General features: G+C 66.4%; 15 protein-coding genes and 1 tRNA gene. 11 read left to right on the forward strand and 5 right to left on the reverse strand.

The genetic code is table 11. The features are described 5' to 3' along the window. The first annotated feature begins 223 nt into the window (after nucleotides 1-223). Entirely contained in the window at nucleotides 224-3,721 is a 3,498-nt protein-coding gene (locus tag ITJ44_RS07990) for a hypothetical protein (protein WP_194634397.1), read from the forward strand. Nucleotides 3,722-3,814: 93 nt separating this feature from the next. On the opposite strand, the gene ITJ44_RS07995 is transcribed toward ITJ44_RS07990, so the two are convergent. Next, nucleotides 3,815-3,885 (reverse strand) — tRNA-Gly (locus tag ITJ44_RS07995). An 81-nt stretch (nucleotides 3,886-3,966) separates the two neighbouring features. On the opposite strand from ITJ44_RS07995, the gene dcd reads away from it, so the two are divergent. After that, nucleotides 3,967-4,572, forward strand: a complete 606-nt coding sequence (dcd, locus tag ITJ44_RS08000; protein ID WP_094116787.1) for a dCTP deaminase — start codon at nucleotides 3,967-3,969, stop codon at nucleotides 4,570-4,572. A 34-nt stretch (nucleotides 4,573-4,606) separates the two neighbouring features. Here dcd and ITJ44_RS08005 read toward each other — a convergent pair whose 3' ends face one another. Further along, a complete protein-coding gene (locus tag ITJ44_RS08005; protein ID WP_194634399.1) occupies nucleotides 4,607-5,527 on the reverse strand; it encodes an alpha/beta hydrolase in 921 nt (306 codons plus the stop codon). A gap of 102 nt (nucleotides 5,528-5,629) precedes the next feature. Here ITJ44_RS08005 and ITJ44_RS08010 point away from each other — a divergent pair, with 102 nt between their 5' ends. Continuing rightward, on the forward strand, nucleotides 5,630-6,058 hold the full coding sequence (locus ITJ44_RS08010; RefSeq protein WP_194634401.1) for a MarR family winged helix-turn-helix transcriptional regulator: 429 nt from the start codon (nucleotides 5,630-5,632) through the stop codon (nucleotides 6,056-6,058). An 18-nt stretch (nucleotides 6,059-6,076) separates the two neighbouring features. On the opposite strand, the gene ITJ44_RS08015 is transcribed toward ITJ44_RS08010, so the two are convergent. Next, nucleotides 6,077-6,571 carry an Lrp/AsnC family transcriptional regulator gene (locus ITJ44_RS08015; RefSeq protein ID WP_194634403.1) on the reverse strand — a complete coding sequence of 165 codons (495 nt, stop codon included), beginning with the start codon at nucleotides 6,569-6,571 and terminating at the stop codon, nucleotides 6,077-6,079. Between the two features lie 167 nt (nucleotides 6,572-6,738). On the opposite strand from ITJ44_RS08015, the gene ald reads away from it, so the two are divergent. The 4 genes from ald (at nucleotide 6,739) to ITJ44_RS08035 (ending at nucleotide 10,382) form a co-directional block, all read left to right on the forward strand. Next, nucleotides 6,739-7,857, forward strand: a complete 1,119-nt coding sequence (ald, locus tag ITJ44_RS08020; RefSeq protein ID WP_194634405.1) for an alanine dehydrogenase — start codon at nucleotides 6,739-6,741, stop codon at nucleotides 7,855-7,857. A 101-nt stretch (nucleotides 7,858-7,958) separates the two neighbouring features. Then, nucleotides 7,959-8,624, forward strand: a complete 666-nt coding sequence (locus ITJ44_RS08025) for an MmpS family transport accessory protein (protein ID WP_194634407.1) — start codon at nucleotides 7,959-7,961, stop codon at nucleotides 8,622-8,624. 146 nt (nucleotides 8,625-8,770) lie between these two features. After that, a complete protein-coding gene (locus ITJ44_RS08030) occupies nucleotides 8,771-9,493 on the forward strand; it encodes a hypothetical protein (RefSeq protein WP_194634409.1) in 723 nt (240 codons plus the stop codon). Nucleotides 9,494-9,497: 4 nt separating this feature from the next. Then, complete coding sequence (locus ITJ44_RS08035) at nucleotides 9,498-10,382, forward strand: hypothetical protein (RefSeq protein WP_194634411.1); 885 nt, start codon at nucleotides 9,498-9,500, stop codon at nucleotides 10,380-10,382. Nucleotides 10,383-10,670: 288 nt separating this feature from the next. On the opposite strand, the gene ITJ44_RS08040 is transcribed toward ITJ44_RS08035, so the two are convergent. Then, entirely contained in the window at nucleotides 10,671-11,174 is a 504-nt protein-coding gene (locus tag ITJ44_RS08040; RefSeq protein WP_194634413.1) for a DIP1984 family protein, read from the reverse strand. A 170-nt stretch (nucleotides 11,175-11,344) separates the two neighbouring features. Here ITJ44_RS08040 and ITJ44_RS08045 point away from each other — a divergent pair, with 170 nt between their 5' ends. The 4 genes from ITJ44_RS08045 to ITJ44_RS08060 all read left to right on the forward strand — a co-directional run bounded on the left by ITJ44_RS08045 (nucleotide 11,345) and on the right by ITJ44_RS08060 (nucleotide 14,916). Then, nucleotides 11,345-12,322: a hypothetical protein gene (locus ITJ44_RS08045; RefSeq protein ID WP_194634415.1), complete on the forward strand. Its 978-nt coding sequence runs from the start codon at nucleotides 11,345-11,347 to the stop codon at nucleotides 12,320-12,322. Continuing rightward, the gene (locus ITJ44_RS08050; protein ID WP_194634417.1) at nucleotides 12,319-13,089 is read left to right on the forward strand and encodes a hypothetical protein; all 771 of its coding nucleotides are present in this window, start codon (nucleotides 12,319-12,321) and stop codon (nucleotides 13,087-13,089) included. The genes ITJ44_RS08045 and ITJ44_RS08050 overlap by 4 nt, the downstream gene beginning before the upstream one ends. 102 nt (nucleotides 13,090-13,191) lie before the next feature. After that, nucleotides 13,192-14,073 (forward strand): patatin-like phospholipase family protein, encoded by an 882-nt coding sequence (locus tag ITJ44_RS08055; RefSeq protein WP_194634419.1) that lies wholly within the window; start codon nucleotides 13,192-13,194, stop codon nucleotides 14,071-14,073. A gap of 183 nt (nucleotides 14,074-14,256) precedes the next feature. Further along, nucleotides 14,257-14,916 carry a hypothetical protein gene (locus ITJ44_RS08060; protein WP_194634420.1) on the forward strand — a complete coding sequence of 220 codons (660 nt, stop codon included), beginning with the start codon at nucleotides 14,257-14,259 and terminating at the stop codon, nucleotides 14,914-14,916. A 42-nt stretch (nucleotides 14,917-14,958) separates the two neighbouring features. Here ITJ44_RS08060 and ITJ44_RS08065 read toward each other — a convergent pair whose 3' ends face one another. Continuing rightward, nucleotides 14,959-15,369 carry a DUF6278 family protein gene (locus ITJ44_RS08065; RefSeq protein WP_370551664.1) on the reverse strand — a complete coding sequence of 137 codons (411 nt, stop codon included), beginning with the start codon at nucleotides 15,367-15,369 and terminating at the stop codon, nucleotides 14,959-14,961. Nucleotides 15,370-15,386: the final 17 nt, after the last annotated feature.

Below are 15,386 nucleotides of genomic sequence, written 5' to 3' on the forward strand. Positions count from 1 at the left end.
TACGGACGCACGTTCTCCTTGTAGGTCCGCCCTTGCGCCCCGGCCCAGCAAAAACATTGACAACGCTGTGTTGTTTTCGTCGGTAGAGCCTAAGGTGTCATTTATGCCTCGAATCGCCTCTAGTGCCGACTCCCCCTTCGGCGTCTCATTGACGTCGCTCGCTCCTCGGTACGTACGACAGAACCACGAGCTGCCCGCCCAGCTCCTGATTGCCGCGACAGATATGGCAAAGGAACGCGATGAGAGGCCAAGGAACATAGCGCTGTCGGGCCCATACGGAAGCGGCAAGAGCAGCGTTCTCGCATTAGCAGGCGAATCGTGGGATCAGCGCTATATTAACATATCACTCTCCGCGCTTTCCAATGTGGTGGCGCACTCTACCGATGTGGACAAGAACTCGGCTCCCGACACCACGCGTTTCTTACAAAAAGAAATTGTAAAACAGCTCTTATATAGGGAGGCCCCTAGGGCGGTCCCTGACTCTCGTTTCAAACGTATTGAACCGACCAGCGTCGGAAAAACCATGTTCGTCGGAGCTTTGGTTACATTCCTTGCCTTTGCAGTGTCTGTGCTCTTTGATCTCGCCACAACTTTCGCTAATCGGCTATTCGACGGTAATGTCTCATCAGGAGCTTGTTTCCTCTTCATGGTGCTACTCGGTACTGGCGTCGCGGGCGGCTCTATATACACCGCCATCACCCGACGATTCGATATCAAGAGCCTGTCGGCAGCTGGCGCCGGAATAACACTCGGGGATCGGAGCGCGTCTTACTTCGATAAGTACCTGGATGAAATCATGTACTTTTTCGAGAAGACACGAGTCAACATTGTTGTACTCGAAGATCTGGATCGCTTCAACGACATACACATCTTCGAGTCACTTCGAGCCTTAAATGGACTGCTTAATAACTCCCGCCAATTGAAGGAACCTGTACAGTTTATTTACGCCATACGCGACGGAATCTTCGCAAAGGCTCGTGATGCTAGTGGGGCAGACGTATATAGCGACGCCCTCGGTGCGCGGACAAAGTTCTTTGACCTTATTGTTCCTCTTGTGCCATTCATTACGACAGATACCAGCGCAGATTTGCTTAAGGAAGTTCTGAGGGGCGTCACGCACCCTCCTAGCTCACGCCTACTACAAATAGTAGGGCCTTATGTTCCAGACATGCGCCTTGTGCACAATATTCGAAACGAGTACGAGGTCTTTGCTGCAGAGCTTCTTGATGCCGCACCAGATCTTGGTGGCCTGCAAGCAGACACCCTGTTTGCGATGGTTGCCTATAAAAACCTAGCACCCCAGCAATTTGAGCAGATTAGGCGGCATAACAGCGAGCTCAATTTCTTCTTCGACTCAATTTCTGATGGCATAAAGCATGAAACCCGCTTAATCAGGGCGCAAATTCGCGACCTGCAATCGGCAATAGCGTCAAATGAATTTACCGATCAGGAGGCAGATAGTCTCGGGGTGCGCCTCGAGCAAGTTCTTCCAGTGCTCCACAAGGTGCAGTATCACATGAGTGCAGAACTACAGTTTGTAACGCTCATGCCTTCGGGGGCGGTAAGGGAGGCTGGTAGCCTTCACGACCCGGCTACATGGACGAGCATAACGACGGCGGAGTCAATGCATGTGCAGTACGCCAACTCAAGATCTACGACGATCAGCATAGGAGACTTGGAAGAGCTTTTAGGTGGGGAAAAGTCATTCACTTCGATCGGTGCCAGGTCATCTAGAACGATGAAATCTGAGATCGAGGCCCTTGAAACGCGTCTAGAAATTCTGAATAAAAATAGATTGCCGATGATGATGCGTGACTCAAATTTCAAGCTTCCATACAAATCCGACCGTTTGGCGATCGCCGACATTCTTACGGATACTGTAGTAGCTCAGACCGGGCTGGTTGCAGATCTGCTTGCAGATGGAGTACTTGATGCAAACTTTGCACTCTATAGTGCAAAATATTACGGAGTTACACTCGCCGCAAATGCCATGACCTTTGTCATCAATAATCTGCAACCTCGCGTTCCTGACCCTTCGTACAAGTTTACTACCGATGATGAAGTCGACGCACTAATTCTTGAATACGGCGAATCGCTTTTTACGACCACTGTCGGGCTCAACTATGATTTGGTATCCCGGTTATGCTCCACGGGTAGTAAGCATCTCGGTAGCGTCGTTGAGTTTCTAGCACATAGTGCGTCAGATTCAGAACGGGCGTTCATTCGCGAGTTTGTGGAATTGTCGGAGCAGCGATACGTATTTTACCAGCGACTTGCTGGTACTTGGATTGGTGCATTGGAGTACTTACTGTCTATAAAGGGTCTGGACAGCGCATTTCATCTAAGTTTGATGGATGCGACCCTTCGTGCCCTACCGGAAGCGCAAGATATTCAAGTTGACGGCTCAGAAGTTCTTGAGACATTCCTAGATGAGTTTGTTAATTTGCCGCTGTACAAACTAGATTTAGGTGCTGAGCAGACGGTCGTCGTGGCAAAGCAAGTTGCAATACTTGGAGCGCTCCATCCTCGTATTGGGCTGCTTGTGCCGCGAATGAAAGCAGCCAACGTTGACTTAGGGAGCTGGGTTATAAATGTCGACAACTTGAAGAGTCTGGGTAGTTCTCCAGCCTTTGCGACGCTTCCGTGGTTGCATTCTCAAATTGGTGGTGTGTTCGCATACGTGCTCGAGAATTTGCACTCGTACCTAGAGGCGAGTGTCGCTGAGGATGCGTATGTCGTCGTCCAGGGTGAGGATCTGGCCCCGGTTATAAATGTAGTCACGGCGAATAAGCCGGACTTCCTTAACGCTGTAATAGATCGGATTAGTCCAGATACTATGTATGGCCAGCTGGAGCCTATTGTCAAGCTAGCCTGGCCCCGACTGATGGCAAAGGCTGTTATTGAACCTTCGAGCTCAAACCTTCTGGCCTATATGAATGACTATGGCTTTGTAATCGATGATTCGCTGGCGATGTCGTTATCCGTCTCTGATATCGTAAGTGTCAATGAGCTCGATATTCGAGTGGTAATTGCTGTCATCAACTCCTCTCTCCTTACGGATATAAGGAAGGTTGAGCTTCTTGAACCGGCTGTTCTCGCGGACATAGAAATCAAAGACGTTGAGCCCAACGGCAAAGCATTAATAGCGGCTCATCTTGGTCAGTGGTTTAACGATGATGCGACTACTCTCATGCATGCGTTCAGTTTGGACCGTGCTATAGGTGTTAAAGTCGCGGCTGCATCAGAGCGCTTCAAATCGTACGTTGCTGACGTTGCGTTAACCGATTCGCATGTTGCTGCGATCCTCGCAACCAAAGACGTATCAACTGCTAAGGGATCAGCGCTCATAGCGGTACTCATGCGGGCTAAGGCAACACATGTCACGGCGGCTGCAGCAGTTGGATGGTATGACCGGTTTGGGCGAACACCCAGTATCGCGGCTTTGAAGTGGCTTTCTCCGGTGAAAAAGGTGCGTCCAAGTCTCGTTCGCATGTTGGTCGTAGGTTTGACACATTACGGCGAAGAAGAGGTACTGGAGGTGCTGGGGATGCTTGGCGACGTGTACGCCGAATTACTCTCGAAAGGGCCGGCTGTCCATGTGCCAAAGGACGATATTCACCGACGCCTTATTAGCTACTTGGAGTCCATTAACGGGCCTGTTTCCAACACTAGGGACGCGAAAAAATGGATCACAGTGTGGAGGGCGGGTAAGGTGCGGTGACTCATTGGGCTAGTGGCCTTGACTATATTGCAGGTGACCTATCACCCGGAATTCCCGGGTGGGATAATGGCCGAAGTGGTCACACTGATCAGGAGCGAGTGACGGGAATCGAACCCGCGCTATCAGCTTGGGAAGCTGAAGTTCTACCATTGAACTACACTCGCGCGACCGGCCAGGAGCCGGGTCGAGACCACAGCCTAGCAAGAGTCCGGCCGGGCGCCACCCCGCGCCGGTAGGCTCCTGCCGTGCTCCTCTCCGACCGTGACATCACCGCCGAGCTCGACGCCGGACGAGTGGCCCTCGATCCGTACGACCCCGGGATGCTGCAGCCCGCGAGCATCGACGTGCGCATCGATCGCTTCTTCCGGCTGTTCGACAACCACAAGTACCCCTACATCGACCCCGCGGAAGACCAGCCCGAGCTGACGCGCCTCATCGAGTCGAAGCCGGGGGAGCCGTTCATCCTGCACCCGGGCGAGTTCGTCCTCGGATCCACGTTCGAGCTCGTCACGCTGCCCGACGACGTCGCCGCGCGCCTCGAGGGCAAGAGCTCGCTCGGCCGCCTCGGCCTCCTCACGCACTCCACCGCCGGGTTCATCGACCCCGGGTTCTCCGGCCACGTCACGCTCGAGCTGTCGAACGTCGCGACGCTGCCCATCAAGCTCTGGCCCGGGATGAAGATCGGCCAGCTCTGCTTCTTCCGACTGTCGTCGCCCGCCGAGAAGCCCTACGGATCCGGCGAGTACGCCTCCCGCTACCAGGGCCAGCGCGGCCCGACGGCCTCCCGCTCGTACCTCAACTTCGTGCACTCCGACGTGACTGTCACGGACGCAGGGCAGCCGGGGGAGTAGCGCGCCCGGCCGCCGCGCGGCATGCCGACGCCGGTCAGAGCCGCGCGCGGAAGAACGCGACGAGGTGCGCCACCGCCTCGTCGACGTAGCGCGGCTCGTCGTACATCTCGTAGTGCCCGGCACCTTCTATGACCACCAGGTCCTCCGCGGCGGGCGCGCGACGCTGCAGCTCGATGCCCGCCTCCAGCTGTCCGGTGCTGCCGGGGCGGCCGGCGACGATCACGAGCAGCGGCTGGGCCAGCAGCTCCTCCACCAGGTGGAAGGCCTCGTAGCCGATGAGCAGGCTGTCGCTGCGGCGCAGCCGTCGGTTGGTCGAGCGGGGGTGGCCGCCGCGGGGCGTGCGGTAGAACCGCACCGCCTGGAGCGTGTCGAGGTCGGTTATCCCGGCGGCCTCCGCGGCCTCGACCGTATCGGGGATCCAGGCCACGCGCTCCGAGGTCCCTGCCGCGATCTCCGCGGTGCGCTCGGCCGCGAGGGCGTCGAGCGCCGCCGCCGGTCCGTCGGGCGCGAAGGCCGCGCTCCGCCAGGCGGCGCCGATGTCGCTCGCGACGACGGTGCCGAGGGCGCGGATCCGGTGATCCGTCCGCGCCGTGTGCACCGCGTACCCGCCGCCCGCGCAGATGCCGAGCGCGCCGATCCGCTCGGGGTCGACGCCCGGCATGGCTTGGAGGGCGTCGATGGCGGAGGAGATGTCCTCGCCGCGGCGGTACGGATCCTCGAGGTCGCGCGGCTCCCCGCCGCTCGCGCCCTGGTGGCCGGGATCGAAGGCGAGCGCCACAAAGCCGGCGGCGGCCAAGCGCGAGGCGTACTCGGCGCCGATCTGCTCCTTGACGCTGCTGCCGGGCGTGCTGAGCACGACGGCGGGATGCGCGACGGACGGGTCGAAGCCGTCGGGCAGGTGCAGCGCCCCGGCCAGGTCGATGGGGCCGCGGGCGAGGGTGACGGGCTGGGGCATGGTGCCTTCCGGATACGATCGGATGATGTCGAACGGGTTGTTCGACTCGTGTAGTTCCATATGGAACTAGTACAAGACCGTACCACTTGCCCGAGGAGGGTCATGCCGTCGACCGAGAGCGCGGAGCTGTGGAAGCTCAACCAGCGGCTGCTCACGCGGATCCTCAACGCCGCGGCGCCCCAGCTGGAGGAGCTCGGGCTCGAGACGAAGGAGTTCTTCGTGCTCGACGAGGTCGACGCCTGCCGCTACCCGGCGGAGCTCGCGCAGAAGCTGATGCTCCCGAAGGCGAGCGTCACCATCTACCTCCGCAACCTGGTGGCCGCCGGGCTCGTGCGCCGCGAGATCGACGAGACGGACCTCCGCCGGCACCGCCTCGAGACGACGGAGGAGGGGCGCGCCGTCCTCGCGAAGGCTCTCGCCGCGCTCGCCTCCGAGTTCCGCGCGATGATGACCCGCATCGACGCCCGCGACCAGGCCGAGCTGCGCCGGATCCTCCGCCAGCTGCTGGACGACGGGCAGCCGGCGGGCTAGCGCGCACCGATTCGCGCGTCAGGCGCCCGGATCCCCCACCGCCGGCCCCGAGTAGTGGTGGTCGAACACCACGCTCGTGCGGGTCGAGGCGACGGCCGGGTGCGCCGAGAGGTGCTGGAGGACGAAGTCACGGAGGTGGTCGCTGTCGCGGACGGCGATGTGGACGATGAAGTCCTCGGATCCGCCGAGGAAGAAGAGCTGCACCACGTCGGCCAGCTCGCGCATCTCGGACGCGAACGCGGCCATCTCGTGGCGGGCGCCCGCGCGGATCGCGATGCTGATGAGCGCCTGCAGTCCCACGCCCACCGCATCCGCGTCGATGGTGGCGGTGAAGCCGGTGATCACGCCGCGATCCACGAGGCCGCGCACCCGGGTCACGCACGTCGACGGCGCGATGCCCGCCTGCTCGGCGAGGCGGCTGTTCGGGGTGCGTGCGTCGGCCCGCAGCAGGGCGACGAGCTTGCGGTCGACCGCGTCGAGGGGCTCGGGTGTCCGCAGTTCCTTCGTCGGCATCGGGTGCTCCTCGGCTCGCGGGCGCACGATCGAGCAGATCGAGCGCATGTCGCCGACGATCCTACGGAGTTCACGCGCTCGAAACGCACGATGGCCACCATGAGTCTCGCCCTCCCGCATCGCTGCCGCCGGCCGCACCTCGCGGGGAGACGAGACGGAGCACGCGCATGAAGGTCGGGATCCCCACCGAGATCAAGAACAACGAGAACCGGGTCGCCGCCACGCCCGCGGGCGTGCACGAGCTCGTGCGGCGCGGCCACGAGGTGCTCGTGCAGGAGGGCGCGGGGCTCGGATCCAGCATCACCGACGCCGACTACGTCGAGGCGGGAGCGACCATCGTCGCCACGGCCGACGAGGTGTGGGGTGCCGCGGATCTGCTGCTCAAGGTCAAGGAGCCGATCCTCGAGGAGCACCCGCGCATGCGCGCCGGCCAGACCCTCTTCACGTACCTGCACCTGGCGGCGTCCCGGCCCTGCACGGACGCGCTCGTCGCCTCCGGCACCACGGCCATCGCCTACGAGACGGTGCAGCTCCCCAACCGCCAGCTCCCGCTCCTCCAGCCGATGAGCGAGGTCGCCGGCCGGCTCTCCACCCAGGTCGGCGCGTACCACCTGATGCGCGCGGCGGGCGGGCGCGGGATCCTCCTCGGCGGCGTCCCCGGCACCCCGAAGGCGCGCGTCGTCGTGATCGGCGGCGGCGTCGCGGGCGAGCACGCGGCGGCGAACGCGCTCGGCATGGGCGCCGACGTCACGATCATCGACCTCTCCATCCCGCGCCTCCGCGAGCTCGAGATCCGCTTCGGCGGGCAGGTGCAGACGCGCGTCTCCTCCGCGTACGAGATCGCGGCGCAGCTGAAGGACGCGGACCTCGTGATCGGCTCGGTCCTCATCCCCGGCGCGCAGGCCCCGAAGCTCGTGACCGACCAGATGGTCGCGACGATGAAGAAGGGATCCGTGCTCGTCGACATCGCCATCGACCAGGGCGGCTGCTTCGAGGGATCCCACCCGACCACGCACGACGACCCCACCTTCGACGTGCACGACAGCGTCTACTACTGCGTCGCCAACATGCCGGGCGCGGTGCCGGAGACCTCCACGCGCGCGCTCACGAACGCGACGCTGCCGTACGTGATCGCGCTCGCCGAGAAGGGGTGGAAGCGGGCCCTCGCGGAGGATCCGGCGCTCGCCCTCGGCCTCAACGTGCACGACGGGCACGTCACGAACTCGCACGTCGCGGCGGCGCTGGATCTGCCGCTGACGCCGGTCGCGGACGTGCTCGCTCGGTAAGCGAGTTCCCGCGTGCTGTGACCTGAACGGGAGGCGGCAGCGCCCCGAACTGGTGCCACGATCTGGTCGTCGAGCTGTGCATCGGCTGGCAACCTCGGACCATGACCCAGTACGCCCCACCTCCTGCATCCGCACCCGAAGCGCCTCGCAAGAACGGCAACGGCCTCGGCCTCGCCGCGCTCATCATCGGCATCGTCGCCCTCGTCGGTTCCGTCATCCCGATCGTCAACTACGTCTCCGGCTTCATCGCCTTCGTCGGGCTGGTACTCGGAGCGATCGGCCTCTTCCTCAAGAACCGGCCGAAGGGCATGGCCATCGCCGGGACGATCATCAGCATCGTCGCGCTGATCCTGTCCGTCGTCCTTGCCATCACCTACACCGCAGGCTTCGCATCCGGTGTCTCCGACGCCATCGAGACCTCGCAAGCGGAGGCGTCGGCTGCCGCGGAGCGGGAAGTCACCGTGACCTACGAGCTCACGGGCTCGGCGACCTCCGTCACGGCCACCTACTCCACCTACACGGATGGCAACTCGGGATCCGAGCAGGCGACCGAGCAGGCGCTGCCCTTCTCGAAGGACATCGTCGCCAAGGTCGGCGGGACGTTCGACTTCTCGAGCTTCACCCTGAGCGGCACGTCCGGGACCGAGGGCGGGGACGTGACGTGCCGCATCCTCGTCGACGGCGCGCCCGTGGCAGAGCAGACCGCGACCGGCGCCTACGCGTCCGCCTTCTGCACCGCCAGCTCGGAGGACCTCCGCGGCGAGTGAAGCGCCCGTCGTCGAAGAGGCCCTGCCGCAGTGCGGCAGGGCCTCTTCCGCGTCCATGCACGTCGCCTCGTCCGCCCGGCCCAGGCGTCGCGGGATCGTGATCCCCCGGCCGCCGGATCCGTCGCCGACACTGGCAGGGTCGATGCATGACCTTCCGCTACGCCCCCGAGCCCGAGCCGCCCGCGCCCCGTGAGCGGAGGACGTCGAACGGGGTCGGGGTCGCCGCGCTGATCGTGGGCGTGGTGTCGCTCGTCGGCGCCGTCATCCCGCTCCTCAACTACGTGTCGGGGTTCCTCGCCTTCGTCGGCATCGTGCTCGGGATCATCGGCCTGGTGCTCCGCGACCGCCCCAAGGGCAGCGCGCTCGCCGGCCTCATCGTGAGCGTCGTGGCGCTGATCCTCTCGATCGTGCTCGCGATCGCCTACACGGTGGGCATCGCGTCGGTCATCGGCGACGCCCTCGAGGAGTCGCGCTCGTCGGCGAGCCCGGTGCCGCTGCCCGAGCCGCAGGGCACCGGATCGCCGGACGGCGAGTCCGCCGGCGACGACGTGACCGTCTCCTTCGAGCTCACCGGCACGGTCCCGACCGTGAGCGCCGCGTGGACCAGCCCGGTCGGCGAGGTGTTCAGCGCCGACCAGGCCGAGGCGCAGCCTCTGCCGTTCACGCGCGAGGTCGTGCTCCCGGCTGGCAGTGCGTTCGACGACGAGCGGCTGCTCGTCGTCGGCACGGGCGGCCCCGAGGCGGGCGACGTGACCTGCCGGATCCTCGTGGGCGGCACCGTGCTCACCGAGCAGACGTCCTCAGGATCGGCGGCGCGGGCCGCCTGCGTCGTCACGGCCGCCGAGGTCCGCACGGCCGCCGGGGACTAGCGGCGTGGCGGGGGAGGGGGAGCCGGGCGGGATCCCGGGCGGCGACGAGGCGCCCGCGACGGACGACGCGCCTCGGCCGTCGCCGTACGGGCCCGCGACCGGCTCGCCGTACGGGCCGGCGACGGGCACGCCGTACGGGCCGGCGACCGGCACGCCGCCCGCGCCGACGCCGGCCCCCGCTCCGGCCACCGCGGCCGCGGCCGCGGCCGCGGCTGAGGCCCCAGCCCCGGCCCCGCATGCGGAACCGGCCCCGGACGAGGCCGGCCGGGTCGCGGTCGTCGCCGGGGCCGTCGTCGCGGTCGCGTCCCTCCTCCCGGTCCTGAACTGGGTCGCCTGGATCGCGGTGCCGGTGCCCCTGGTGCTCGGGATCGTCGGGCTCCGGCGTCGACCCCGGCGTCGCTCGGCCGTGGGGATCGGCCTTTCCCTCCTCGCGGCGCTCCTCACCGCCGTGCTCGCGCCCTTCTACGCGGGGCAGACGCTCGTCGGGTCGTGGTCCGGTGCCGCCGGCAGCGGCGCCGATCCGACGCCCACCTACGTCGACGAGGAGGCGGCCCGCGTCACGCCCTTCACGCTCACCTACGAGGTGACGGGGACGGCGGCCGGCGTGCAGATCATCTCGTCCGACGGCGTGCAGCTGCACTCCGGGATCGAGGTCCTCGAGGAGCAGCCGCTTCCGTGGACGCGCGACATCGACGTGCGCGTCACCCGCGACGCGAGGGCGGTGCCGGTCAGCCTGCTCCTCAGCGCCCTGGTACCGGAGGAGGGCGGCGACGTCGCGTGCCGGATCCTCGTGGGCGACGAGGTCATCTCCACCGGCTCGGCGTCGGGCCCGGGCGAGTACGCCGAGTGCGCGACGGACGCGTACGCCCTGCGGGGCTTCGTGCCCTGATCCACGGCGACGGATGGCCGCGCGCCGCTCCGGCTCGTCCGGTTGGATCCGGGTGGCGGATCTCGCGCGCCTTCGAGCATCGCGCGTGGGGGCGAGGTCCCCGAACCCTCCCTCGTCGTCCGACCGGCACGTGGTGGTGCGCTGTACCCGTGCACCGTTCCCGGTGCGAGGTGCGGGGCTGACGTGTGCTCGGCTCTCGCCGGGTGCGCTGCCCTCCGCGCCACAGGGGATCAGGTTGCCCGCTGATCCGCCGGGGTGTGCCCGCTCCGGACGACTACCGACTCGCCCCTACGCCTCTGTCGTGCCCACCTCGTCGACCAGCTCCACCTCCCAGTTGGCGCGCTGGATCCGGGCGTCGAGCTCCCGCAGCTCCCTCGCCGTGTCGTCAGCCCGGTCGCGCACCTCGCGGATGGGCAGCGCCGCGATCTGCCGCAGCTCGCTCCGCATCTGCCGCGGCGCGTAGCCGGCGCTGCTCCCGCCTGCCCGTCCGGAGGCGGCGTCGGCCGCGGCCGTGAGGATCCCGTGCTGCGTCCGGAGCGCGTCCCGCCGGGCGAGCGCGGCCGTGAGGGGCGTGCCGTCGTCGAGGCGGGCGGCCGTGTTGGTGAGGTTGATCCGCGTCACGAGCGCCGCGAGCCGGTCCACCGTCTCGCCCGCCTCGGCGAGCAGCGCGGCGGCATCCTCCGCGGGATCCTCGCCCTCCTGGTACCGGGCGCTCGCCTGGATCCGGCTCCGCAACGATTCGATGCGCCGCTGCAGGTCGGACCGTTCCATCAGCGCCTCGGCGAGTCTCATGCGTCCACCGTCTCACGGCTCCGGGCCCATCCGCGAGGGGGATGCGATCAGCAGACTCGCGCCCGCCTGTACGCGACGGTCCCGTGCGAGGACAGCCCGGCGAGGCGAGTCGCGATGGTCGCATATAAGAAATGGCGCCCTGAGTGCATAAACTGATACCGGAGGCGGGCATGGATGTGAGCACGGCGTTGGGCGAGCTGGAAGCAGCGGGGCTGTCCCTCATGCCCGAGAGCGCGATCGCATTCCGCTCGGCAGACGGGCGTCGAGTCCTCCGGGGGACGACTCGACGCGTCCCGACCCCGTCCGACATTCGCGACGACCTCGAGCAGCTGCATCCAGACGAGCGCGTCCTGTACGTCGTCGACCGCCTCACGCCGTCGCTCCGGGCGGCCGCGATGCGGGATCCGCGACTCATCTTCGTGGACCTCTCGACCGGCGATGCCTGGATGGACGCGCGCGCGCCGCACATGGATCGACCCGAGCGGAGTCCGGTGCCGAAGCGCGGACGCCGCCCGTTCGGGCAGCTCGCCGTGACCCGCGCGCTCCTCCTCGGGGGCCGTTTCCGACGTCAGCAGGACCTGGCGGAGCTGCTCGGTCTGACGCAGTCCGCCGTGTCCCAGGCGCTCGTGCGCCTGGGGGACGGCGTCGTCCGGACGGCGGGGGGCTTCGAGGCGGCGGACCGAGCGCTGCTCCTCCGAATCGCTGACGAGGAGTACCCGGGAGCGGGTGGCATCACGACCCACTGGTGGCACGACGGCGATCTCGAGACCCAGGCGCGGATGGTGGGGGCGCAGGACGGCGTCGTGCTGTCCGGTGATCTCGCCGCGCGGCGCATCAGCGCCTGGAGGAAGCCCGAGCGGGTCACGACGTACGCCCCGACCGGCCTCGACGCGGCGACACTCGGCTTCGCGCGCGCGGACGCCGCTGACCACACGCTCTCCATCACCGTCCCTGCGGACAGGACGCTCTTCACGACCGCGCGCGCCTTCGGCATCGAGCCGGGGCTCGCCGATCCCCTCATCGCCGCGCACGACGTGGAGCGGACGGGCAGCACCGGCGACCAGCAGGAGGCGGCGGAGCGGATCCGCGCCCTGATCATGCGAGGGTCGTGGCATCCCCATGGCGCCGGCCGCGACGGGGGCGCATGACCGTGCCGACCGCCCACCTCGTCGCCAGCGGCCCGGAGGACGACGCGGCCTTCGTCGCGCTCCGCGACCTCTCGCGGGTGCTGGACGTGCATCCCGACGCGCGCGTGATCGGCGGCCACATGGTGGGACTCATCACCGCCGCCTTTCCGAGCCCCGGCTTCGTCGAGCGGCGGACAGGGGATGCGGACGCCGGCATCCCCGTCGAGCTCGCGGATGACGGCTCCGTGCACGCGGCCCTCGTCGCCGCGGGCTACAGGGACGTCTCCGGGAACAGGTACGTCCGTGGGGAGAAGGAGCCCAGGCCGACCATCGATCTCCTCGTCCCCGCCCTGACCGGCCGGTTCTCCGACGCGCTCCATGGCGGACGTCGGCTCGATGCCATGCCCGGCCTCCATCTCGCCATGGCGTCGCCGCTGCGTCTCGACGCATCGCTCCTGCTCCAGGACCGGACGGAGCTGTCGGCATCGGTGGTCGTCCCCGGACTGGAGGCTGCAGTGGTGCTCAAGGCGTACGCGTGGCGTGGCCGTGGCGGGCAGACGGTGAAGGACGTCATCGACCTGTCGAACCTCCTCCACGTCCGCGACCGGCATGGTGACGCCGCCGGTCCGTGGTCCCTCGAGCAGTCCGGCCTCATGGGCGCCCGAGGAGATGCGGCGCAGCACCTGCACGCACTCGCGGGTCGTCTCGCCAGCCGATCGGCTCGCCAGCTCCCGGTCGATCCCCGTGAACTGGCCGTCCTCATTCGACGGCACGTCGCCCGTCCGTGAGGATCTCCGGAGCCCGCGTCCAGCCGCCGTCCGCCTCGCGGTCACCGCGCTCATGGATGATGGTCGAGGATCCGCACGGGGCGGGCCGGGAGAGGAGCAGCCGTGAGCGCAGCGCAGGGATCGGACGAGCAGGGCACGACGCGGGGACTGGTGCTCGGCGGCGGCGGCGTCGCCGGGATCGCCTGGGAGACGGGGCTCCTGTCGGGCCTCATCGCGGCGGGCGTGGACGTCGGCGCGGCCGACACGGTCGTCGGCACCTCGGCCGGATCCGTCGTCGCGATCAACCTCCGCGCGGGCGCCATCCAGGCCGCCTACGACGAGCACTTCGTCGACGTCGCGGGCATGGCGGAGCCGATGGGCAGCCGCGACCTGGCGCGCACGATCGAGGTCATCGGCGAGGGCGTCGCGAGCACCGAGGGCGAGATCCCCACGCGCCAGCGGATCGGCGAGTTCGCGCTCGAGGAGTACGACCCCGAGGTGGACGACGCCGCGAGCGTCGAGCGCATCGGCCAGCTGCTGCCGATCCGCGACTGGCCCGAGCAGGATCTCCGCATCACCGCGGTCGACGCCGGCACCGGCCGCTTCACCGTCTTCGACAAGGCCTCCGGCGCCGACCTCGTGCGGGCGTCCGCCGCGAGCTGCGCCGTCCCCGGCGTCTTCCCGCCCGTCACCATCGACGGCCGCCCCTACATGGACGGCGGCATGCGCTCCGGCACGAACGCCGACGTCGTCGCCGACCACGAGCGGATCCTCGTCATCGCGTGCGGCCCCGAGGCCCCGCAGAGCGGCATGGGCCCGACGCTCTCCACCGTCGTGCAGCAGCTCCGCGGACGGGCCGACGTGCTCGTGATCCAGGCCGACGCCGAGAGCACCGCCGCGTTCGGCGAGAACTCGCTCCTGCTCTCGACCCGGAAGGCCTCCGCCGAGGCGGGCCGCCGCCAGGCCGAGCGCCTCGCCGACGAGATCCGCGCCTTCTGGGGCTGATCCCACCGCGCCCGTCGACGGGCGCACGACGAGGGGCCCGGCCGCGCATCGCGACCGGGCCCCTTTCCGTCCCGAGGTCCCTACCCGCCTCGCGCCAGGTAGTGCATCGACAGCGCGAGTCGCGGAGGGTTGAGAGGAGGCTCCCGACGAGGCAGAAAGCCCCATCGAATCAAGGAGAAGGACATGAAGACGAACTCTGCGCGCGGACGCATGCTCCGTCGCGCAACGGCAGCGACTGCGATCGTTCTCAGCCTGGTGATGGTGATCAGCGCTGATCCGGCGTCGGCATCCCAACAGAATGCAGCGCCGGTTCCCGATGACGTGACCAGTCTGCCCTCGAGCGTCAGCCGGCTGAGCTACGACCCGAATATCGCGGCGGTGCAGGAAGACATAGCCGAGCAGGGTGGAGGAGCGGTACTGGGCTCCACGACGGTGCCCTACTCAGCAGAGGTCGGGACGCCTGGACCGAGTGCTGACGCGACGGGTTCGGGGGCGCCGTCTGGATGCAGCTTGACGGTCACGGTCTGCATCACCTATCGCACGAGATCCCGAAGCAGTGTGTACAACGCGTCGACGAAATACTGTCCAGGGGCGAAGACCTACATGGAGCTGACCATAGTGAAGGAGGACACCATCTTCGGCACGACGAGGACCGTCGCGGACAAGTCCTTCCTGGGAGGCGGCGATTTCAGCGCGGAGGTTCCGTACTTCTGTCCCACAGGCAACATCAGCGGATTTCAGGGTCGCACTTACTCGGAAATCACAATAGGTGGCCAGGAGTACAAGGCGAGTGCATACGACGGCACCGAGGGCGGCGGCTTCTACCGGTACAACTGCGGATAGCTGTTCTTCTTCAGGCGGGGGCGGGCGAGCACCGCAGCGGGTTCACGCTCCGCCACCGCCTCTCTTCGCGATCTCCAGGACGCCGTCGAGAAGGCGTGATGGAGCTCCCTCCTCTCGCCAGTGGCAGAACTTGATGACGTCCCATCGATCACCATTTGGTATGTCCAGCGTGGGATATCCGTTGCCGTCAAGCAGCCAGCTGCATTGCGGTGCTCGCGATATGACTGTCTCGCCCAGGTAGACAGCTATGTCCTTGAGCAGTTCGCGCGCGCGGGCCGGCGGCAGCGAGGCGAGTCGCACGTCGAGGGACTCGACGCTCTCATCGCCCATGTCCAGATCAATGCTCTCTTCTCGCGCGAAGGCATCCAACGCGGACCACTCGTTCAGGTGGCCGACTCGACGATCGGGGACGGGGGCTGCTGCGGAGTACGAGGAGACGCGGAAGGGGAGCAGCTACGGGTTGATGAACA

It is taken from the genome of Clavibacter sp. VKM Ac-2873, from assembly GCF_015351075.1.
Lineage (GTDB): Bacteria > Actinomycetota > Actinomycetes > Actinomycetales > Microbacteriaceae > Clavibacter.

Coding starts and splice junctions, on each gene's coding strand:
- ITJ44_RS07990 (WP_194634397.1), top strand. CDS start 224: ATGGCAAAGGAACGCGATGAGAGGCCAAGGAACATAGCGCTGTCGGGC.
- ITJ44_RS08005 (WP_194634399.1), bottom strand. CDS start 5,527: ATGCCCCAGCCCGTCACCCTCGCCCGCGGCCCCATCGACCTGGCCGGG.
- ITJ44_RS08010 (WP_194634401.1), top strand. CDS start 5,630: ATGCCGTCGACCGAGAGCGCGGAGCTGTGGAAGCTCAACCAGCGGCTG.
- ITJ44_RS08015 (WP_194634403.1), bottom strand. CDS start 6,571: ATGCCGACGAAGGAACTGCGGACACCCGAGCCCCTCGACGCGGTCGAC.
- ald (WP_194634405.1), top strand. CDS start 6,739: ATGAAGGTCGGGATCCCCACCGAGATCAAGAACAACGAGAACCGGGTC.
- ITJ44_RS08025 (WP_194634407.1), top strand. CDS start 7,959: ATGACCCAGTACGCCCCACCTCCTGCATCCGCACCCGAAGCGCCTCGC.
- ITJ44_RS08030 (WP_194634409.1), top strand. CDS start 8,771: ATGACCTTCCGCTACGCCCCCGAGCCCGAGCCGCCCGCGCCCCGTGAG.
- ITJ44_RS08040 (WP_194634413.1), bottom strand. CDS start 11,174: ATGAGACTCGCCGAGGCGCTGATGGAACGGTCCGACCTGCAGCGGCGC.
- ITJ44_RS08045 (WP_194634415.1), top strand. CDS start 11,345: ATGGATGTGAGCACGGCGTTGGGCGAGCTGGAAGCAGCGGGGCTGTCC.
- ITJ44_RS08050 (WP_194634417.1), top strand. CDS start 12,319: ATGACCGTGCCGACCGCCCACCTCGTCGCCAGCGGCCCGGAGGACGAC.
- ITJ44_RS08060 (WP_194634420.1), top strand. CDS start 14,257: ATGAAGACGAACTCTGCGCGCGGACGCATGCTCCGTCGCGCAACGGCA.